Annotated in this window: 17 protein-coding genes; 12 read left to right on the top strand and 5 right to left on the bottom strand. The window is 73.7% G+C overall.

Features of this window, described 5'->3' with window-relative positions; translation table 11 throughout:
• Positions 1-234: 234 nt before the first annotated feature.
• A complete protein-coding gene (locus QRN23_RS01495; RefSeq protein WP_285062188.1) occupies positions 235-1,497 on the top strand; it encodes a BMP family lipoprotein in 1,263 nt (420 codons plus the stop codon).
• 160 nt (positions 1,498-1,657) lie between these two features.
• Here QRN23_RS01495 and QRN23_RS01490 read toward each other — a convergent pair whose 3' ends face one another.
• Entirely contained in the window at positions 1,658-3,781 is a 2,124-nt protein-coding gene (locus tag QRN23_RS01490) for a transketolase family protein (RefSeq protein ID WP_285062186.1), read from the bottom strand.
• Positions 3,782-4,003: 222 nt separating this feature from the next.
• Between QRN23_RS01490 and QRN23_RS01485 the strand changes: the two genes are divergently transcribed.
• The 4 genes from QRN23_RS01485 to ulaA all read left to right on the top strand — a co-directional run bounded on the left by QRN23_RS01485 (position 4,004) and on the right by ulaA (position 7,054).
• Positions 4,004-4,735 carry a GntR family transcriptional regulator gene (locus tag QRN23_RS01485; RefSeq protein WP_056227873.1) on the top strand — a complete coding sequence of 244 codons (732 nt, stop codon included), beginning with the start codon at positions 4,004-4,006 and terminating at the stop codon, positions 4,733-4,735.
• Positions 4,736-4,845: 110 nt separating this feature from the next.
• Positions 4,846-5,301, top strand: a complete 456-nt coding sequence (locus QRN23_RS01480) for a PTS sugar transporter subunit IIA (protein ID WP_158612887.1) — start codon at positions 4,846-4,848, stop codon at positions 5,299-5,301.
• A complete protein-coding gene (locus tag QRN23_RS01475; protein ID WP_285062183.1) occupies positions 5,298-5,600 on the top strand; it encodes a PTS sugar transporter subunit IIB in 303 nt (100 codons plus the stop codon). Before QRN23_RS01480 ends, QRN23_RS01475 begins: the two co-directional genes overlap by 4 nt.
• Before the next feature lie 8 nt (positions 5,601-5,608).
• A complete protein-coding gene (gene ulaA, locus QRN23_RS01470; protein WP_347342489.1) occupies positions 5,609-7,054 on the top strand; it encodes a PTS ascorbate transporter subunit IIC in 1,446 nt (481 codons plus the stop codon).
• A 239-nt stretch (positions 7,055-7,293) separates the two neighbouring features.
• On the opposite strand, the gene QRN23_RS01465 is transcribed toward ulaA, so the two are convergent.
• Positions 7,294-8,655: an FAD-dependent monooxygenase gene (locus QRN23_RS01465; protein ID WP_285062182.1), complete on the bottom strand. Its 1,362-nt coding sequence runs from the start codon at positions 8,653-8,655 to the stop codon at positions 7,294-7,296.
• A 60-nt stretch (positions 8,656-8,715) separates the two neighbouring features.
• Between QRN23_RS01465 and QRN23_RS01460 the strand changes: the two genes are divergently transcribed.
• Positions 8,716-9,216, top strand: coding sequence for a MarR family winged helix-turn-helix transcriptional regulator (locus tag QRN23_RS01460; protein WP_285062181.1), 501 nt, complete (start codon positions 8,716-8,718; stop codon positions 9,214-9,216).
• Positions 9,217-9,274: 58 nt separating this feature from the next.
• On the opposite strand, the gene QRN23_RS01455 is transcribed toward QRN23_RS01460, so the two are convergent.
• Positions 9,275-10,585: an amidohydrolase gene (locus QRN23_RS01455; protein WP_159829014.1), complete on the bottom strand. Its 1,311-nt coding sequence runs from the start codon at positions 10,583-10,585 to the stop codon at positions 9,275-9,277.
• A 135-nt stretch (positions 10,586-10,720) separates the two neighbouring features.
• On the opposite strand from QRN23_RS01455, the gene QRN23_RS01450 reads away from it, so the two are divergent.
• The 5 genes from QRN23_RS01450 (at position 10,721) to QRN23_RS01430 (ending at position 15,942) form a co-directional block, all read left to right on the top strand.
• Positions 10,721-11,371, top strand: a complete 651-nt coding sequence (locus QRN23_RS01450) for a GNAT family N-acetyltransferase (RefSeq protein WP_158612888.1) — start codon at positions 10,721-10,723, stop codon at positions 11,369-11,371.
• Positions 11,372-11,444: 73 nt separating this feature from the next.
• Positions 11,445-12,713: a chromate efflux transporter gene (gene chrA / locus QRN23_RS01445; protein ID WP_370274457.1), complete on the top strand. Its 1,269-nt coding sequence runs from the start codon at positions 11,445-11,447 to the stop codon at positions 12,711-12,713.
• Positions 12,714-12,780: 67 nt separating this feature from the next.
• Positions 12,781-13,893 (top strand): nuclease-related domain-containing protein, encoded by a 1,113-nt coding sequence (locus QRN23_RS01440; RefSeq protein WP_285062179.1) that lies wholly within the window; start codon positions 12,781-12,783, stop codon positions 13,891-13,893.
• A 172-nt stretch (positions 13,894-14,065) separates the two neighbouring features.
• Positions 14,066-15,370, top strand: a complete 1,305-nt coding sequence (locus QRN23_RS01435) for a PP2C family protein-serine/threonine phosphatase (protein WP_285062177.1) — start codon at positions 14,066-14,068, stop codon at positions 15,368-15,370.
• 26 nt (positions 15,371-15,396) lie between these two features.
• The gene (locus QRN23_RS01430) at positions 15,397-15,942 is read left to right on the top strand and encodes a cysteine hydrolase family protein (protein ID WP_285062175.1); all 546 of its coding nucleotides are present in this window, start codon (positions 15,397-15,399) and stop codon (positions 15,940-15,942) included.
• A 304-nt stretch (positions 15,943-16,246) separates the two neighbouring features.
• On the opposite strand, the gene QRN23_RS01425 is transcribed toward QRN23_RS01430, so the two are convergent.
• The gene (locus tag QRN23_RS01425) at positions 16,247-16,627 is read right to left on the bottom strand and encodes a hypothetical protein (protein WP_043597691.1); all 381 of its coding nucleotides are present in this window, start codon (positions 16,625-16,627) and stop codon (positions 16,247-16,249) included.
• A gap of 332 nt (positions 16,628-16,959) precedes the next feature.
• Here QRN23_RS01425 and QRN23_RS01420 point away from each other — a divergent pair, with 332 nt between their 5' ends.
• Entirely contained in the window at positions 16,960-17,886 is a 927-nt protein-coding gene (locus QRN23_RS01420) for an NmrA family NAD(P)-binding protein (protein WP_285062174.1), read from the top strand.
• Positions 17,887-17,939: 53 nt separating this feature from the next.
• On the opposite strand, the gene QRN23_RS01415 is transcribed toward QRN23_RS01420, so the two are convergent.
• On the bottom strand, positions 17,940-18,638 hold the full coding sequence (locus tag QRN23_RS01415; RefSeq protein ID WP_192125224.1) for a GntR family transcriptional regulator: 699 nt from the start codon (positions 18,636-18,638) through the stop codon (positions 17,940-17,942).
• Between the last annotated feature and the right edge of the window lie 27 nt (positions 18,639-18,665).

Raw genomic sequence — 18,665 nt, 5'->3', positions numbered from 1 at the left:
ACTAAACACCCCGCCACGAGAAAAAGTGGCGGCATGTTTACTTCGTGGCGGCGAGAGCAGGAGGCGCGGCGCGGGCCGGACGGGCGAACACAGGAGGCGCGGGTCGGGCCGCCGACGGAGCCCGCCCCCGTCACACGCTTGGCACGGAGGCCCGCAGGCAGTTGACTGTGTCCACCCGCCCGGCCCGCACCGCCGGCACCCCCACAGCACACCCGTTCCCGGAGGTCCCGCCTCATGTCCGTCCACCCCTCGCGCTCCGCCGCACCCGCGCACCCCGCCGCGTCCGCACGCCCCGCCGCACCCGCGCACCCCGCCGCGTCCGCTCGCTCCTCAGCAGCCGCAGCACCCGCGGCACCCGCACCCCGCCCGAGCACCCGCCTCGGCAGCACCCGCCTCGGGGCCGCCCGCGCCGGGAGCCGCTCGTCGTCCCGACTCCGCCGCCCGCGCCTCCTCGGGGTCGCCGGGGGCCTCGCCGGTCTCGCCCTGCTCGCCGGCTGTGCCAGCGCTCCCGCCGAGGGAGGCGGCAGCACCTCCGCCGCGGGCGAGGACTGCGCCCGGATGGTGACGAACTCGGGCGGGCTCGACGACCGCTCGTTCAACCAGTCGAGCTGGGCCGGCCTGCAGAAGGCCGAGAAGGAGGACGGCATCCAGGCCCGCGTGCTCGTCTCGACGACCGAGAACGACCTGGCCCCGAACGTCGCGCAGGCCGTCGACTCGGGCTGCGGCTTCGTGCTGACGGTCGGCTACGAGCTCGCCCCCGCCACCGAGGAGCAGGCGGCGGCCAACCCCGACATCGACTTCGCCATCGTCGACGAGACCGTCGACGCCCCGAACGTCAAGCCGATCCTGTTCGACACGGCGCAGGCCTCGTACCTCGCCGGCTACCTCGCGGCGGGCGTGAGCAAGACGGGCAAGGTGGCGACCTTCGGCGGCGGCAACCAGCCCCCGGTCACCCTGTTCATGGACGGCTTCGCGGACGGCGTCGACGCCTACAACGCCGCGCACGGCACGACCGTGCAGCTGCTCGGCTGGACGAAGGAGGCGCAGGACGGCTCGTTCACCGGTGACTTCGAGGACGTCAACAAGGGCAAGCAGCTCGCCCAGGCGCTGATCGACCAGGGTGCCGACGTGATCATGCCGGTGGCCGGGCAGGTCGGCGAGGGGGCGGCGTCGGCCGCGCTCGCCACGGGCGGCGTCGACGTGATCTGGGTCGACAACGACGGCTACGACACGCTGCCCGCCGAGTACCGGCCGATCGTGCTGACCAGCGTCATCAAGGACACCGAGAAGGCCGTCCAGCAGATCGCCGTCTCGTCGACCGACGACTCGTTCACCAACGAGCCCTACGTCGGCACGCTCGACAACGGCGGCGTCGGCCTCGCGCCGTTCCACGACCTGGCGTCGTCGGTCAGCCCCGAGCTGTCGGACGAGCTCGACGCCCTGCGCGACCAGATCGCCAGCGGAGCCGTGACGGTCACCTCGCCCAGCCAGCCGTAGGCCGGTCCCGGGCTCGGGCTCGGGACCGGGCCCGGGCTCGGGCCCGGGCCCGGGCCCGGCAGCGACCCTTGCCGCTCCGCCGAGTGGGCAGAAGATGCTCGTCAGCGCGAGCCGAGCAGCACCTTCTGCCCACTCGCGGGCCAGGACGAGGAGGCGCGGGTCAGGAAGCGACGGAGGTCGCCGCCCGGGCGGCCGCGGCGCGAACGGCGGCGACGACGCGGTCGGTCGTCATGCCGCGCTCCCGCAGCGCGTCGGCCGCGGGGGCCGACAGGCCGAACTCGTCGATGCCGACGACCACGCCGTCGGGGCCGGCGACGCCCTCCCAGCCGAAGCTCGCGGCCGCCTCGACCACGACCCGGGCCGTCACCGCGCGGGGCAGCACCTGCTCGCGGTACTCGGCGGGCTGGGCGTCGAACCACTCGCGGCAGGGCATCGACACGACGCGCACGGCGAGGTCGTCGATCCGCGCGACGGCCTCGAGCACGAGGGCGACCTCGCTGCCCGTGGCGACGACGACCACGTCGGGCGCGCCGGCTTCGGTCGTGCCGGCGCCGGTCGTGCCGGTGCCCGCGGCCGCACCCGCAGCCGCAGCCGCAGCCGCAGCCGCAGCACCGCCGTCCTGCACCACGTAGGCCCCGCGGCGCACACCCGCACGCACCACGTCGGCGGGCGTCGGCGCGACCGGCAGCGGCTGTCGGGCCAGGACCAGACCAGCCGGGCCGTCCTTCTCGAGGATCGCCAGCCAGGCGGCGGCGGTCTCGGCACCGTCGGCCGGACGCACGACCGAGAACCCGGGCATCGCGCGCAGGCTCGCCAGGTGCTCGATCGGCTGGTGGGTCGGCCCGTCGGCGCCGAGGGCGACCGAGTCGTGCGACCAGAGGTAGGTGACCGGCAGCTGCATCAGCGCCGCCAGCCGGATCGCCGGGCGCTGGTAGTCGCTGAACACGAGGAACGTGCCGGCGAAGAACCGCGAGCCCTCGATCAGCGCGATGCCGTTCATGGCCGAGGCCATCGCCCCCTCGCGCACGCCCCAGTGGACGTTGCGACCGGCGCGGCCGGTGCCGGGGGCCTCCTCGGGGAGGTACGACGCGCCTCCTGCGATCGCCGTGCGGTTGGGCTCGGCGAGGTCGGCCGAACCGCCCCACAGCTCGGGCAGCGCCTCGGCGAGCGCCTGGATGACCTTGCCCGACGCGTCGCGGGTGGCGAGCGTGTCGCCGGGAGAGAAGACGGGGAGGCGCGACCCGAGGTCCGCGGGCAGGGTGCGCGACCGCGAGCGGTGCAGCTCGGCGGCGGCCGCGGGGTGGGCAGCCTCCCAGGCGTGGGCGGCGACCTGCCAGGCCTCGCGGGCGGCCCGGCCCCGCTCGAGCACGGACCGGGTGTGGGCGAGCACGGCGTCGTCCACGGTGAAGGGCTCGGAGTCGACGCCGAGCTCGACCCGGGTCGCGGCGACCTCGGCGGCACCGAGCGGGGCGCCGTGCGAGGCCGAGGTGTTGCGGGCGTTCGGGGCGGGCCAGGCGATCTGCGACTTCAGCACGACGAGGTGCGGGCGGTCGCCCCGGCGGTCGGTCGTCGAGAGCACCTCGTCGAGGGCCTCGACGTCGACGTCGCCGTCCGGGGCGAGTCCGACGTGGTCGACGCGCCAGCCCTGCGCGGCGAACCGGGCGCCGACGTTCTCGCTCGAGGTGAGGCTCGTGTCGCCCTCGATCTGGATGTCGTTGTCGTCGTAGACCACCGTCAGGTTGCCGAGGCGGTGACGTCCGGCGAGCGCACCGGCCTCGTACGAGAGGCCCTCCTGCAGGTCGCCGTCGGACGCGAGCACGAAGACGCGGCGGTCGAAGACGGACTCGCCGGGGGCGGCGTCGGGGTCGTTGACGGCACGCTCGTGCAGCATCGCCATCGCCATGCCGACGGCCGTGGCGAGGCCCTGCCCGAGCGGCCCGGTCGTGGTCTCGACGCCGGGGGTGTGGCCGAGCTCGGGGTGGCCGGGGGTGCGCGACCCGAACGACCGGAACGCCTTGAGGTCGTCGAGCGACACGTCGTAGCCGGTGAGGAACAGCTGCGTGTAGAGCAGGACGCTCGCGTGCCCGCAGCTCAGCACGAACCGGTCGCGGCCGGCCCAGTCGGGCGCCTGCGGGTCGTGCCGCAGGTGCTTCTGGAAGAGGAGGTGCGCGACGGGGGCCAGCGCGGCCGCCGTCCCCGGGTGGCCGGACCCGGCACGCTCGACGGCGTCGAGGGCGAGCAGGCGGGCGGTGGTGACGGCGGCGGCGTCGAGGTCGTGGATCACGTGGGGGGCTCCGGTTCGAGGAGGGGCGGGCTGGGTCTCCGACGACCGTAGCGTCGGTCATCAGGACGTCATGATGAATCAAGACGACTGTCGACTTGCACCGGTGGTCGGCGAGACGTACCCTCGTCGAAGTCATCATGACGACTTGACGACCTGACGACTCGACGACCTGACGTCGTCGGGCGGGCACCACCCACTTCAGCAACGGCGCGGAGGCACCACATGAGCACCACGAGCGGCACGAGCAAGTACGTGGCCGTGCGCGAGCACCTGCTGTCCCGAATCCAGAAGCTCGAACCCGGGTCGCAGCTGCCCGCCGAGCCCGTCCTCTGCGACGAGTACGGCGTCAGCCGCATCACGCTGCGGCACGCGGTCGACGGCCTCATCGCGGACGGCCACCTGGTGCGCGAGCACGGCCGGGGCACCTTCGTCACCGAGCCGCAGTACCGCCTGCACTACCGCGAGCGCTTCGCCGACGAGGTCAAGGGCTTCCACGCGCAGCAGACGGGCGAGGGCTTCGCGGTCAGCACCCGCGTGCTCGACCAGAAGGTCGTCCGGGCCGGCGAGACGGTGGCGAGCCACCTCGACATCAACTCGGCCGACGAGGTGGTCGAGCTGACCCGCCTGCGCTTCGTCAACGGCTCGCTGCACCACCTCGTCGTGACCTGGTTGCCGCACGCGCTCTTCCCTGAGACGGCGACCGTCGACTTCACCGACGGCTCGCTCTACGGGCACCTCGACCGCGAGCACGGCGTGACGCTCGCCCGACAGGACCTGCTCGTCTCGCTCGATGGGGCCAGCACCCTCCACGCCGACGAACTCGACGTCCCCCTCGGGACGACCCTGCTGAAGATCGCGTCGACGGTGTTCGACGGCGACGAGCGGGCCGTCGCGTACGGGACCAGCCACTTCACCCCGCAGAACAGCGAGATCTTCTTCGGCCTGCACGGCTGACCGACCGGGCGCGCCTCGCCCGCCGAGCAGCGCCTCCTGAACCCCCTCCCCACCACCGCAACCGACGCCCGTCCCGACGCCGACGTCACCGACCCCCACCAGGAACGACAGTGCTGACCGACCTCCTCACCCCCGAGACCATCCTCTTCGCCGACCGCGTCGACGGCTGGCGCGACGCCGTCGAACGCGTCGCTCAGCCCCTGCTCGACAACGGCGCCATCAGCAGCCACTACGTCGCGGCCATGACCGACTCGATCGCCGCGGGCGGCACCTACATCGACCTGGGCTTCGGCATCGCCCTCGCGCACAGCCGGCCCGAGAACGGCGTCGAGCGCACCGGGCTCTCGAGCCTGCGCGTCGGCGAGACGGTGCTGTTGAACGACGACGCGGCGCACCCGATCGACCTCTTCTTCTGCCTCGCCGCGACCGACCCCCAGAGCCACCTCGACACGATGATGGCCCTCGCCACCCTGCTCTCCGACGAGACGCTCCGCGCCGAGCTGCTCGCCTCCTCCACCCCCGCCGACACCCTGGCGGTCCTCACCAAGATCGGACAGAACGCATGAAATTCCTCGCCGTCTGCAGCTCGGGCCTCGGTTCGAGCTTCATGGTCCACATGAACATCGAGAAGGTCCTCAAAGAGCAGGGCATCACCGGGGTCGACGTCGACCACGCCGACCTCGGCTCGGTCGGCCCGGGTGCCGCCGACGTGATCTTCGTCGGCGCCGACCTGGCCGACTCGGTCGGCGGCCTCGGCGACGTCGTGGTGCTCGACAGCATCATCGACCTGGCCGAGCTGCGCACCAAGGTGCGCGAGACCGCCGTGCGCAAGGGCGTGACCGTGCCCGACGCCGGGGACAACTGATGGAGGGCGTGCTCTCCGTCCTGCTGGACGTCTTCCGCCAGCCCGCGATCATCGTCGCGCTGATCTCGCTCGTCGGGCTGCTGCTGCAGCGCAAGGCGTTCAGCGACGTGCTCAAGGGCACCGTGCGCACCCTCGTCGGGTTCCTCGTGCTGGCCGCCGGAGCCGGCGTGGTCGTCGCCTCGCTCGACCCGTTCGGCGCCATGTTCCAGGAGGCGTTCGACGTCCAGGGCGTCGTGCCGAACAACGAGGCCATCGTCGGCCAGGTGCTGCTCGACTACGGCTCGGCCGCCGCGCTGATCTTCTTCTTCGGGTTCATCGTCAACGTGCTGCTGGCCGCGACGACGCACTTCAAGTACATCTACCTCTCGGGCCACGTCGCCTTCTACATGGCGGCGATGATCGCCGTGATCCTCGGCGTCGCCGGGTTCCCGGTCTGGGGCGTCGTGCTCTGGGGTGCGCTGCTGCAGGGTCTCGTCACGACGCTGTCGCCGGCGATCGTGCAGCCCTTCATGCGCAAGGTCACCGGCTCGAACGACGTCGCCCTCGGCCACACCGGCGGTGCCGGCGTCGCCCTGAGCGGCCTGGTCGCGACGCTGACCCGCGGCAAGGGCACCCGGTCGAAGTCCACGGAAGACATCACGTTCCCGAAGGGGCTCGGGTTCCTGCGCGACACCACGGTGATCGTGGCCCTGTCGATGGCCGTGATCTACGTGATCGTCGCCCTGTTCGCCGGGTCGGCCTTCGTCGAGACCGAGCTGAGCGACGGCCAGAACTACATCGTCTACGTCGTCATGCAGGCCGCGACCTTCTCGGCGGGCGTCTTCGTGATCCTCGCCGGCGTGCGCGTCGTGCTGGCCGAGATCGTGCCCGCGTTCAAGGGCATCAGCGAGCGCCTGGTCAAGAACGCGATCCCCGCACTCGACGTCCCGATCACCTTCACGTTCGCCCCGAACGCCGTGCTGATCGGGTTCCTCGCGAGCTTCGTCGGCGGCATCGTCGGCATGTCGGTGATGATCTTCGCCGGCACCGCCATCGTCATCCCCGGCGTCGTCGCGCACTTCATGACCGGAGCCGCCTCGGGCGTCATCGGCAACGCCGCGGGCGGTCGACGCGGTGCCGTGCTCGGTGCCTTCGCCAACGGTCTCGCGATCACGTTCCTGCCGCTGTTCCTGCTGCCGGTGCTCGGCGACATCGGACTGTCGAACTCGACGTTCTCCGACTCGGACTACGGCGTCGTCGGCATCCTGTTCGGCCAGATCAGCCTGGCCGGCGGTCAGATCGCCGTCATCGTCGCGATCCTCGCCTCGCTCGTGCTGGTCTACGCGTCGAGCCTGTTCGTGCGGGCCCGTGCCCGCCGGGCCGGCGGCCGCGACGGCGGTGCCGGCGACGGCTCCGCCGATGCTCCGACGGACGCCGACGGCACGCGCGTCGGCGAGACCGCCTCGGCCCGCTAGGCCGACCGGCCGACCTCCTGCCAGGACGGGCGGGTCCGGTGTGAGCGGGCGTCTCCGGACGCCCGCCTCCCCCGGGCCCGCCCGTCCTGCACGTCCGGGCCGCGCCGCGCGTGTCCGGGCACGCGTCGGACGCCTGCACCGCGCCTCCTCGTCCCGACTGCTCGGTCGAGTGGTCCCAGATCGTCCTTCCCGGCGGGGTGGAGGACGATCCGGGGCCACTCGACGGGAGTGTCAGGGCGTCAGGGCTCGAGGTGTGCGTAGTCGGGCAGGTCGAGCGCGTCGGCCGGCGGGGTGGAGAAGCGTGCGCCGAGCCGACCCGCGACCCGGGTCGACGCGAGCCGCACCCCGGCGTGGAACACCACGACGCCCGCGCGGGACCTCGGGTTGGCGACCCGCGGCACCCCCGGCGGCAGCTGCTGCGCCTGCTCGACGTAGGGCCGCATCAGCCGCTCGTACCCGGCGAAGGCGTCGCGGTGGTGTCGGTGCGAGGCGAGCTCGCCGGCCAGCACGTACGCCCCGGCCAGCGACAGGCTCGTGCCCATGCCGCTCACCGGCGAGGCGCAGTACGCGGCGTCACCGAGCAGAACGACCCGGCCCGACGACCAGCGCGGCGCCTGCACCTGCCCGATCGACTCGAAGTAGAGGTCGTCCGCGTGGTCGAAGCCGTCGAGCACGCGGCGGGCCTCCCACCCCGCGTCGTCGAAGATCTCGTGCAGTCGGGCCCGCTGCTCTGCGACGGTGCGGCGCTCGGCCCCGCCCCGCTCTCGGGCGCGGTCGGTGACGAACGACATCGCGGCCCGGATCGTCCCGTGCGCGTCGGGCCGCAGGGTGATCGAGCGCCCCCCGGCGGCGTTGTACCAGCGCCACCAGTCGTCGTCTGCGGCCGTGCGCGGGATCGTCGCGTACGAGGTCTCGAGCCCCAGCGACCGGATCGTCGGCTCGTCGCCGAACACCAGGCGCCGCGTCGACGAGCCGATGCCGTCGGCGGCGACCACGAGGTCGAAGCGTTCGTCGGGAGCGTGCTCGAACGAGACGACGACACCCCGCGAGCCGGACACCGGAGGCGCGGTACCGGTCAGCGTGGAGGCCGCGGTGGTCGTCGGGTCGCCTCCCGTGGCGGCATCAGCGGCGGCGCCGGCGGCCCCCACCCCGCCGCCGACCCCGACCCCGCCGTCCTCCCGGATGCCGGTGATGCGGTCGCCGAAGCGGTACGTGGTGCCACGACCCCGGCCGTCGCTCGTGGTGCGCCCGACGAGGAGCCGCGCGAGGTCCCCCCGCAGGATCTCGAGTTCGGCGGTCGCGCCTCCGGAGTCCGAGGTGCCGGCCGGGAACTCGGCGACCGTGCGGCCCGTCGGCCCGACGAACCGGGTGCCGACCTCACCCGTGGTGGCGGCGCGGACGTCGTCCTCGAGGCCCATGCGGCGCACGACCTCGCGGCCCGCACCGCGGACGTCGACGTTCTGCCCGCCGGTCCGCAGCTCGGGGGCCCGTTCGACGATCGTCGTCTCGAAGCCGTATCGGTCGAGCCAGTAGGCGAGGGCAGGCCCCGCGATGCTGGCACCCGAGACGAGGACGCGGGTGCGCGTGGTGGGGATGGTCACTAATTGCTCCCTGGATTGATTATCAACGATATTGGCAATCTACACGGCTATCGTTGAGTGGTGACCGACATCGACCCCCGCGACCGCCCCGATCGCGACGACCGCACCCGGGCCCGGCGTGACGTTCGCGAGCTGCCCGCCGACGACATCCGTGCCCGCGTGCAGCAGGTGGCCGTCCGGCAGCAGCGCTTCGAGCGGCACCTGGCCGAGCGTCTCGGCGTCGACCGGGCCGGGCTCGACGCCATGGACCACCTGATCACGACCGGCCCGGCGACCCCGAGCGAGCTGGCGCGCCGCGTCGAGGTGTCGACGGCCGCGATGACCCTCGTGTTGAACCGCCTCGAGTCGGCCGGTCACGTGCGGCGCGAGCGACACCCCTCCGACGGCCGCAAGCTGATCGTCACGGCCGAGCAAGCCTCGGCCGACCGGGCCTACGAGCAGGTGCTGCCGATGATCGACGGCATCGAGCACCTCGTCGACGGCATGGACGAGGCCGAGCGGGCGGTCGTGCAGGGCTTCCTCGACCGACTGATCGCCGTGTACGACGACGCGACGCCCTGAGGCCGCCCTGAGCTCGTCGACGAGACCTCACGACGTACCGAGGCGCGCGGCCGTGCGCTCAGTGCCCTGCGCCTCCTGACGCACCGTGATCCGCCAGCCACTCGTGGGCCGCCGCGACGAGTGCGTCCACGCCGTTCGTCAGGGTCGGCTCGACGACCGGCGCATAGAGGGGCGAGTGGTTCGACGGCAGCTGAGCCACGATCCGCGGCACGTCCGCGGCCGACGTCGCCTCGGCGAACGACGCGGGGTCGGCACCCCCGAGCAGCCAGAAGCTGCACGGCGCACCGGCCGCGGTGGCGAGGATGCCGACGTCCTCGCTGCCCGTCACCGGCCCGGGAGCGATGACCTGCTGCTCGCCGAAACGACGCACCAAGGAGGCGCGGGTGCGGTCCGCCGCGGACGGGTCGTTCACGACGGCCGGAAAGCTCTCGTAGTGCTCGACGGTGGGCGGCTGCGGTGCGCCGGCCGCCGCGGCCTCGCCCTCGGCGATTCGCGTGACGGCGGCGAGCGCCCGCTCTCGGACGTGCTCGTCGAACGACCGCATGCTGATCAGGATCTCGGCGGTGTCGGGGATCACGTTGTTCTTGGTGCCCGCGTGGATCGACCCGACGGTGACGACCAGCCGCTCGGCCGCCGACGTCTCACGCGACACGACGGTCTGCAACCGGAGGACGGTCGCGGCCGCCAGCACGATGGGGTCGACGGTCGTCTCGGGGCGCGACCCGTGCCCGCCGCGACCGTGGAACGTGATGCGGATGCCGTCCTGCGCGGCGAAGGCGGGGCCGGACTGCAGGGCGACGAGACCGGCCGGGAACGGCGCGACGTGCTGGCCGAGGACGACGTCGGGGGTGGGGACGCGGTCGAGCAGCCCGTCGGCGACGAGCGCGCGGGCGCCGGCACCGAGCTCTTCGGCGGGCTGGAAGAGCACCTCGAGGGTGCCCGACCAGGTGTCGCCGGTCGCCAGTCGGCGTGCGGCACCGACGAGGCAGGTCACGTGCACGTCGTGACCGCAGGCGTGCATCACCGGCACGTCGCGCCCGTCGGGGTCGGTGCCTCGGGCCGTGCTGGCGTAGTCCAGGCCGGTGGCCTCGGCGACGGGCAGTCCGTCCATGTCGGCGCGCAGCAGCACGGTCGGGCCGTCCCCGCGGCGCAACACGCCGACCACACCCGTGCCCCCGACGCCGGTGTGCACCTCGAAGCCGAGGGCGGTGAGCTCGGCCGCGACGATCGCGGCCGTCGCGTCCTCGTGGAACGACAACTCGGGGTGTCGGTGGAGATGCCGGTACAACTCGTCGAGCGGGGCGCCCACGGCGGGCGGCCGGACGTCGTCGGGGAGGGGGCGCGGCTGGTCGGTGCCGGTCGAGGTCATGAGGTGCTCCTCTGGTGGTGCGTGGGTGGTTCGTGGCGACGACGCTACCCACCACCCCCGTCACTCGCCACGTGCCACGTGCCCGCCGCCCTCTCGCCGCCCCTCGTGGCCGCCGACCCGGCCTACGCTCGAGGGGTGATCGAGACGACCGACGGCCTCATCCCGCTCGTCGACCGGTGGGTCGAGGGCTGGGCGCTCTCGCGTGGCGCCGCCCGTCACCGCGACGGCGACGCCTGGCGGGTCGACGTCGCCGCCGCGACCCGCGTCGTCGAACGGATCGTGGCCCACCCGACCCCGGACGAGCTCACCCGCCTCGTCGACGAGACGACCGCGCCCGACGTCTGGCTGTCGGTGATCGGCCCCCTCGACGACGTCGCCCGCGCGACGCTGGCCCGGCTCGACGCCGTGACGCATGCCGAGCGGATGATGACGAGCCAGGTGTCGGTGCGGCCGCTCCCCGCGGGCGTGATCGACGACGACGACGGCGACGGCGACGGCCGGGTCGTGCACGTCCGGGTCGAGGTCGACGGCGTCGTCGCCGCCCGCGGCCAGGCGGCGGTCGTCGGCGACCACGTCGTCTTCGACCGCATCGCGACCGAGCCCGACTTCCGGAGGCGCGGGCTGGGCAGCCGCGTCATGGCCGGCCTCGAGCACGGGGCCGCCGCCCGAGGAGCGACGACGGGTCTGCTCTTCGCGAGCGTCGACGGTCGCCGCCTCTACGAGAGCCTCGGCTGGCGGGAGGTCGCCGAGCTGGGGACCTGGCGGGGTCGCGGCCTCCCGGGGTGACGACCCGCGCCTCCTCGTGGGTGGCCTCGTGGCCGCGGTACCGCGCGGGGCGGCCACCTGCCACGATGACCTCGTGACCGAGCGCGCACCCGATCCGACGGCCCGACCCGAGAAGCCGTCGAGCCGCGGCGCGGCCCGGGTGCGTGAGGTGCTGGCGGCGTTCTCGGTGCTCGGGGTCACGTCGTTCGGCGGCCCGGTCGCGCACCTCGGGTACTTCCGGGCCGAGGCCGTGAGCAGACGACGCTGGCTCGGCGACACCGCGTACGGCGACCTCGTCGCGATCGCGCAGTTCCTGCCCGGCCCGGCGTCGAGCCAGGTCGGGTTCGGGCTCGGCCTGCTCCGGGCGGGGCCCGTCGGAGCGCTCGTCGCCTTCGTGGCCTTCACCCTGCCGTCGGCACTCGTCATGTTCGTCATCGCCACCGGCGTCGGCCTGTTCGAGGGCCCGGTGGCCTCGGCGATCGTCACGGGGCTGGGGATCGGCGCGGTCGCGATCGTCGCCCATGCCGTGATCGGCATGTCCCGCGCACTGGCACCGGACCCGACGAGAGCGAGCATCGCGGTGGCCGCGGCCGTCCTCGCGCTGACACTGACCGGCCCGGCCGGGCAGCTCTCGGCGATCGCGCTGGGGGCGCTGGCCGGGCTCGCCTTCTGTCGGCGGTCCGACCCGACGGCCGGAGCGGCGGTGCCCGCTGTCCATCCCGAGCCCCTCCGGTTCCCCGTCTCGCGGGCCGCGGGCGTCGTCTGCCTCGTGGCCTTCGCCTCCCTGTTGGTCGGCCTTCCCGCCGTCGCCGCTACGACCGGGTCGGGGACGATCGCGCTCGTCGACGTCTTCTACCGGGCAGGCGCCCTGGTCTTCGGCGGAGGGCACGTCGTCCTGCCGCTGTTGCACGCCGGCCTGGTCGAGCCGGGATTCGTCGACGACGACACCTTCTTGACGGGTTATGCCGCCGCCCAGGCCGTCCCCGGCCCGCTGTTCACCCTCGCGACCTACCTCGGCACCGTGGCCGACATCGGGCCGGGAGGCGCGCTCGGGGCCGCGCTCGCGACCGTCGCGATCTTCGCGCCCGGGTTCCTCCTGCTCGTCGGGGTGCTGCCGTTCTGGAACGCCCTGGGGAGCCGGGCACCGGTCCGGGCCCTGATGCGCGGGGCCAACGCGGCGGTCGTGGGCCTGCTGGTCGCCGCCCTCTACGACCCCGTCGTCACGACCGCGATCACCGGGGTGGCGCCGTTCTGCCTGGCGCTCGTCTGCTTCGTGCTGCTGGTCGTGTGGCGGACCCCGCCGTGGGCCGTCGTCGCGGTGGCGGCGGCCGGCGGGCTGCTGCTCGGGGCCCTGCCCGCCTGACCCCCCGACCGGGCGGGACCCGGCGAGGCATCCTCGCGCCGCCCACACCCCGTGTTCTGCTGGAGGCATGCCGTTCGACCAGAGCCTCGTCCCGTGGATCATCGCCGCCGTTCTGCTCGTCGCCCTGATCGTCGTGGCCGTCGTGCTGCGGGCGCGGGCGAAGCGGGCCCTGGCCGCCGCGAAGGCGGCCGCCGACGAGCAGGCCCGGGCCGCCCGCGAGCAGCACGAGGCCCTCGCCGCGGCCCACGACGACGCCCTCGCTAAGGCCGCCGCCGACCACGCCCGCGAGCGCGACGCCCTGGGCGCCGAGCGTCAGGCCGCCCTCACCGAGGCGAAGCAGGCGCGCGACCTCGTGGCGTCCGGCCTCAAGTGGGAGGCCACCTCGCGCGACGACATCGCCGACACCTGCCGACAGCTGGGCGTGGACGCGGTGTTGCTGACCAACGTGGTCTTCGTTCCCGTGGCGACCGGCGCCTCCTCGCGGTTCGTCGCGCAGGTCGACCACGTCCTGCTCGCCGAGACCGGCGTGATGGTGATCGAGAACAAGGGCTGGAACGGCATCGTCTTCGACGGCCTGACCCCGAGCAGCGTGTTCCCGGCCTTCGCGGGCCTGTTCGACGAGAGCACGATGACGCCGCCGTTCGCGCTGCAGGTCGTCAAGGACTCGCCCACCGTGCTGACCGTGCGCACCCACCTCGGCCGCGAGGCCCCCGCGTCGCAGGTGCGGCGCCAGGCGCAGCGGCTGTCCGACCGGGTGCAGGCCGAGACCGGCGTCCGGCTCTGGTTCGACACCTGCGTCTTCTACTCGCACCGCGACGCGACGGTCTTCGCGACCGAGCGCGACGCCACCGACGGAGGCGCGGCCACGGCGATCGTGTCGCACCGGTCCCAGCTGGCGGGCGTCGTCCGCGAACTGACCTCGCGTCCGACGAAGAAGCTGTCCCGGGCACGGGTCGACGACCTCGCCCGGCTGTTCGCGTCGTACGGCGCCGACGTGCTGCGCTTCGGCGCCCACGCCCAGGAGGCGCGGGTCGCGTCGGTGCCGGAGGCCGCGGCCCCCGAGGCGGCGGCCCCAGCCCGCGAGCCGGAGGCCACGGCCACCACCGCCGCCGCCGCCGCCGCCTCCTCCTCCTCCTCCTCCTCCGCCCAGGATGCCCAGGGGTCCGACCGGACCGAGTGAGTCAGGCGTCGCCTGTGGACGACGCCTCGCCCCCAGGAGGCACGGTGCCGGTTCCGCCCACACCGCGCCTCCCCGGGTCCGCGGCCCGTCGGCGGCACCCTGTAGCGTCGTCGGGAGACGAGACAAGACGACACCTGTGGTCGACGGGCGATCCAGGGGCGAGGGGACCGGCATGGGACGCGTGACGGAGGGCGCCGACGCGATCGGGCGGGCACTCAACACGGCCCTGCGACGCGTGCCCGTCGAGAAGGTGCCGCTGTTCCGCCAGTCGTTCATCGCCCTGCTGATCGCGCTGGCCGCGGTGCTCAGCGCCACCCTGCCCTGGCTGATCGTCACCGACGCGGTCACGATGTGGCTCGGCGTGGCTGTCGCCGTCGCGGCCCTGGCGTTCGCCGCCACGATGGCCCGCCACACCCGGCTCCGGCGATGGGAGCTGCTGGTGCCCGCGGCCGACTTCGTCGCCGTGGGGCTGCTGCGCTACGGCACGGGTGACCAGCGATCGGTCTTCCTGCCGATCGTGCTGCTCGCGGTCGTCTGGGTCGCGTCCTGGCCCGGTCGGCGCAACGTCCTGCTGCCCCTGGTCGGAACGTCCGTCACCCTGCTGCTGCCGTACCTGTTCACCGCGGACGGTCGGGGCCCGAGCGAGTTGATCCGGCTGGCGTTCGCCCTGGTCGTCTACGCGACCGTCGCCGCGGCGGTCAACGAACTCGCCCGGCAGGCGAAGGCCCGACTCGAGCGGGCGCGGGCCCAGCAGCACGCCCTCGAGCGCGAGCTCAACCGGGCGGCCGTGGTGCAGCAGTCGCTGCTGCCGCCGGACGCCTCGACCCTGCCCGACGCCTTCGCCGTGTTCGGGGCCTGCGTGCCGGCCCGCGAGGTCGGCGGCGACTTCTTCGACTGGTACCCGACCTCGACCGGCATCGCCGTGACCGTCGGCGACGTCATGGGCAAGGGCGTCGGCGCGGGCATGATCGCGGCGGCGGTGCGCTCGGTGATCCGCAGCAGCGTCGACGACGGTGACCCTGCCGAGGCCTTCCACCGCGCCTCCGTGGGGTTGACGACGAGCGCGTACGACACCGAGACGCAGTTCACGACGTCGTTCCACGCGCGCATCGACGCCGACGGCGCGGTGCTCTGGGCCGACGCCGGGCACGGCCTGGCCTTCATCCGTCGAGCCTCGGGGGCCGTCGACCGCCTGAACTCGGCCGACCTGCCCATCGGGGTGGGCACCGGTTGGCACCGGCACCGCTCACAGCTCGACGACGGCGACGTGTTCGTCTGTGTCAGCGACGGCGTGCTCGACCTGTTCCCCGTCGAACTCGAGGCGCTGCACGACCTCGAGCGACTGCTCGCCGCGACGCCCGAGCCGGCGCGCATCGTCGAGGTCGTCGAGCGGCTCGCCCTCGAGCGCGACCGCAGCGACGACGTGACCGTGGTCGCGACGACGCTCGTGCCGACGTCGGTGCCGGCGCGTCCCTGAGCCCCGCGGCCTGGCATGCTGGCCCGATGACCCGCGCCCTGCTCATCGTCGACATCCAGCTGGACTACTTCCCCGGGGGCGCGTTCCCGCTCGTCGAGCCCGAGGCGGCCGCCGCTGCCGCCGGTGACGTGCTCGAGGCGTTCCGGGCGTCGGGTGAGCCCGTCGTCCACGTCTTCCACGTCTCGACCGGCGAGGGCGCGACGTTCTTCCGGCCCGGGACCGACGGCCTCGCGTTCCACCCGGCCGTCGAACCCCGCGACGGCGAGCTGGTCGTCGAGAAACACGTGCCGAACAGCTTCGTGGGCACAGGACTCGAGGCCAGCCTCCGCGAGCGCGACGTGACCGAACTCGTGATCGTCGGGATGATGAGCAGCATGTGCGTCGACTCGACCACGCGGGCCGCGCACGAGCTCGGTTTCGCCTGCACCGTCGTCACCGACGCCTGCGCGGCCCCCGACCTCGTGCACGCAGGGACGACCGTCGCCGGCCGCGACGTGCACGCCGCCTTCATGGCCGCCCTCGACGGCAGCTTCGCGACCGTCGTCACGAGCGAGGTGCTGCTCGCCGCCTGAGCGGCCTGGGTGACGCGGGACACCGCGTGACGCTCCTGGCCGCCCGGCGTCGGGGGCGGCCGTCGGGGGCCGGGCGCTAGACGCCGGACGCCAGACGCCGGACGCAGCGCGCCGAGCGCCGTTCCGTGCCGCTCCGGGGCTTCCCGCCACGAAGTGAACACCCCGCCATCTTTTTGCGTGGCGGGGTGTTCACTTCGTGGCGGGGTGCGGGGTGGCGAGACAGCGGGACGGCGGGACGGCGGGACGGCCGGCCAGCGGTGCCGGCGGGCTGGCCGCTCGGCGGCGGCGCCGGTGCCGACGCCTGCTATCCCCGACGCCTGCTCGCCACCAGTGCGACCACGAGCCCGGTGATGACGGTGGCGCCGACGGCGTTGGTGACGCGAGCGCGGCGGCGGTAGCGCTGGTGGGCCTGGTCGGTGGCCTCCATCGCGGCGATCGTGACGGTCTCGGCGACGTCGCGCACGGTCTTCTCGGCCCGGTCGGCGATCACCTCGGCGCGGTCGACCAGGTCGTGGGCCGACGACCCGGCCCGGTCGGTGACGTCGCGCACCACGGTCTCGGCCCGGCCCGCGAGGTCGTGCAGGGCACCGCGGGCCACGGGCGGCACGACGTCGGAGGTGTCGATGAGTTCACGGGCCCGTCGTGCGGCGCGGGTGACGAAGTCGTCGGGGTCGGTGGTGCTCATGCGGCTCTCTCCGTTCGCCCGTGCACGGGTGCCACGGGTCCCCGCCATCGTGCTCCCCTCCGGATGGTGAGGGTGCGCACGACCAGCACCGCCGGACCGCAGGAGGCGCGGGTCGCGCCCCCAGGACCCCTCCCTCTGCGCACCACGCACCACGCCAGGATGTGAGCACAGCGCCAGCCCCTGTCCTGGCGTCGTGCCCACATCCCGGCGTCGTGCCCACATCCCGGTGTCGGCCGATCCGCAGCACCCGACCCCACCAGCCGCACCGCACCGCACCGCCGTCGAGCGCGCAGACTGGCCTCTGACCCTCCGACGGAACGAGCCACTCCCCCATGACCACCACCGTCCTCCTCGCCGGCGCGACCGGCGACCTCGGCCAGCGCATCGCCCGCGAGCTGCTCCGCGACGCCACGGACGACGTGCGCCTGCGCGTCCTGACCCGCCCCGGCAGCACCGGCGCGACCACGCTGTTCGCTGACGACGACCGGGTCGAGGTGACCCGCGCCTCCTACACGGACGTGCCCGCCCTGACCGACGCCGCCCGCGGCGCCGACGTCGTCGTGTCCGCCGTCAGCGGCACCCGCCCCGTGATCGTCGACGCGCAGCGCGCCCTCCTCAAGGCCGCCGTCGCGGCCGGTGTCCCGCGGTTCATGCCCTCGGACTACTCGGCCGACTACCGCAGCATCCCGCCGGGCAGCAACCGCAACTTCGAACTGCGTCGCGAGTTCGCGGCCGACGTCGACGCGGCCCCGATCCGGGCGACGTCGGTGCTGAACGGCATGTTCACCGACCTGCTGACCGGGGACGCGCCCCTGGTCCTCTTCGACCGCAAGCGGGTGCTGTTCTGGTCGTCAGCCGACCAGGTGCTCGACTTCACGACCAAGGACGACGTCGCCCACGTCGTCGCCCGGGTCGCGCTCGACCCCGACGCGCCGCGCGTCGTGGAGGTCGCTGGCGACCGGGTCACGGCCCGCCAGGTCGCCAGCACGATGAGCGAGCTCACCGGCACGTCTTTCAAGCCGCAGTGGGCCGGCACGACCGGCACCCTGTCGGCGATGGCGGCCGTCATGCGTCGCACGTCGAAGGGCGACGACACCTTCCCCGCCTGGCAGGGCATGCAGTACTTCGTCAACATGTTCAGCGGCGACGCGCAGCTGCGGCACGTCGACGGCGACCGCTACGGTCCCGCACACTGGACGACCGTCCGCGACGTCCTCGCGACACGGACCGGTGCCGCGGCCGGGCCCCCCGTCGCCTGACGAGCGCAGGAGGCGCGGGTCGGTGACGGACGTCGGCCCGCCTCGAGCACGCCTCAGGGCCGGGTGAGCCGCCCGCCGCCGGTGTCGCCCTCGGCGGTCGTCGCCTGCGTCAGCAGGCCCAGGGACGGTGCCCGCCCCTTCTCGATGTGGGTGAAGGCGATGGACTCGGCGAGCCGCTCGTTGCCGGCGCCGATGGCCTCGAGCATCTCGTGGTGCTCGTCGGACTGCTGGCGCTGGTCACGGGCCGAGGTCAGGTAGAACAGCCACGTCATCCGACCGGTCACGGCCCGCATCAGCGAGTTCAACAGGGCACTGCCGCCGATCTGGACGACGACCTCGTGCACGACCGTGGACGTCTCGGCGACCTCGAGCCAGTCGTTGCCGTCGAGCGCCCGGTGCTCGTCGGCGATCGCCTTCCGCAGGGGTTCGAGCGAGGCACCGCCCGCCGCCGCGCGGGCCGCCAGCCGGGCGGCGAGGGTCTCGAGGCTCAGGCGGGCGTCGAACAGTTCGGTGATGTCCGCCTCGGTCCACTCGACGACGCGGGACGACCGTCGAGGCAGGGTGCGGACGAAACCCTCGTTCTCGAGCTGCGGCAACGCCTCGCGGATGGGCAGGCGCGACACGTTGAGCTCGGCCGCGAGGGTCGCCTCGACCAGCCGGGCGCCCTGGGTGTAGTCACCGAGGATGATCCGCCGTCGGAGCGTCCGGTAGGTCTGCTCGGCGAGGGAGGACTCGGGGGTGACGGCGGTCATGACGTGGTCCGTTCGGAGGGGGATCAC

The sequence above is a fragment of the Frigoribacterium sp. ME-P-080 genome (genome assembly GCF_030209595.1).
GTDB lineage: Bacteria > Actinomycetota > Actinomycetes > Actinomycetales > Microbacteriaceae > Frigoribacterium.
This window is presented reverse-complemented; position numbering and strand designations above follow the sequence as displayed.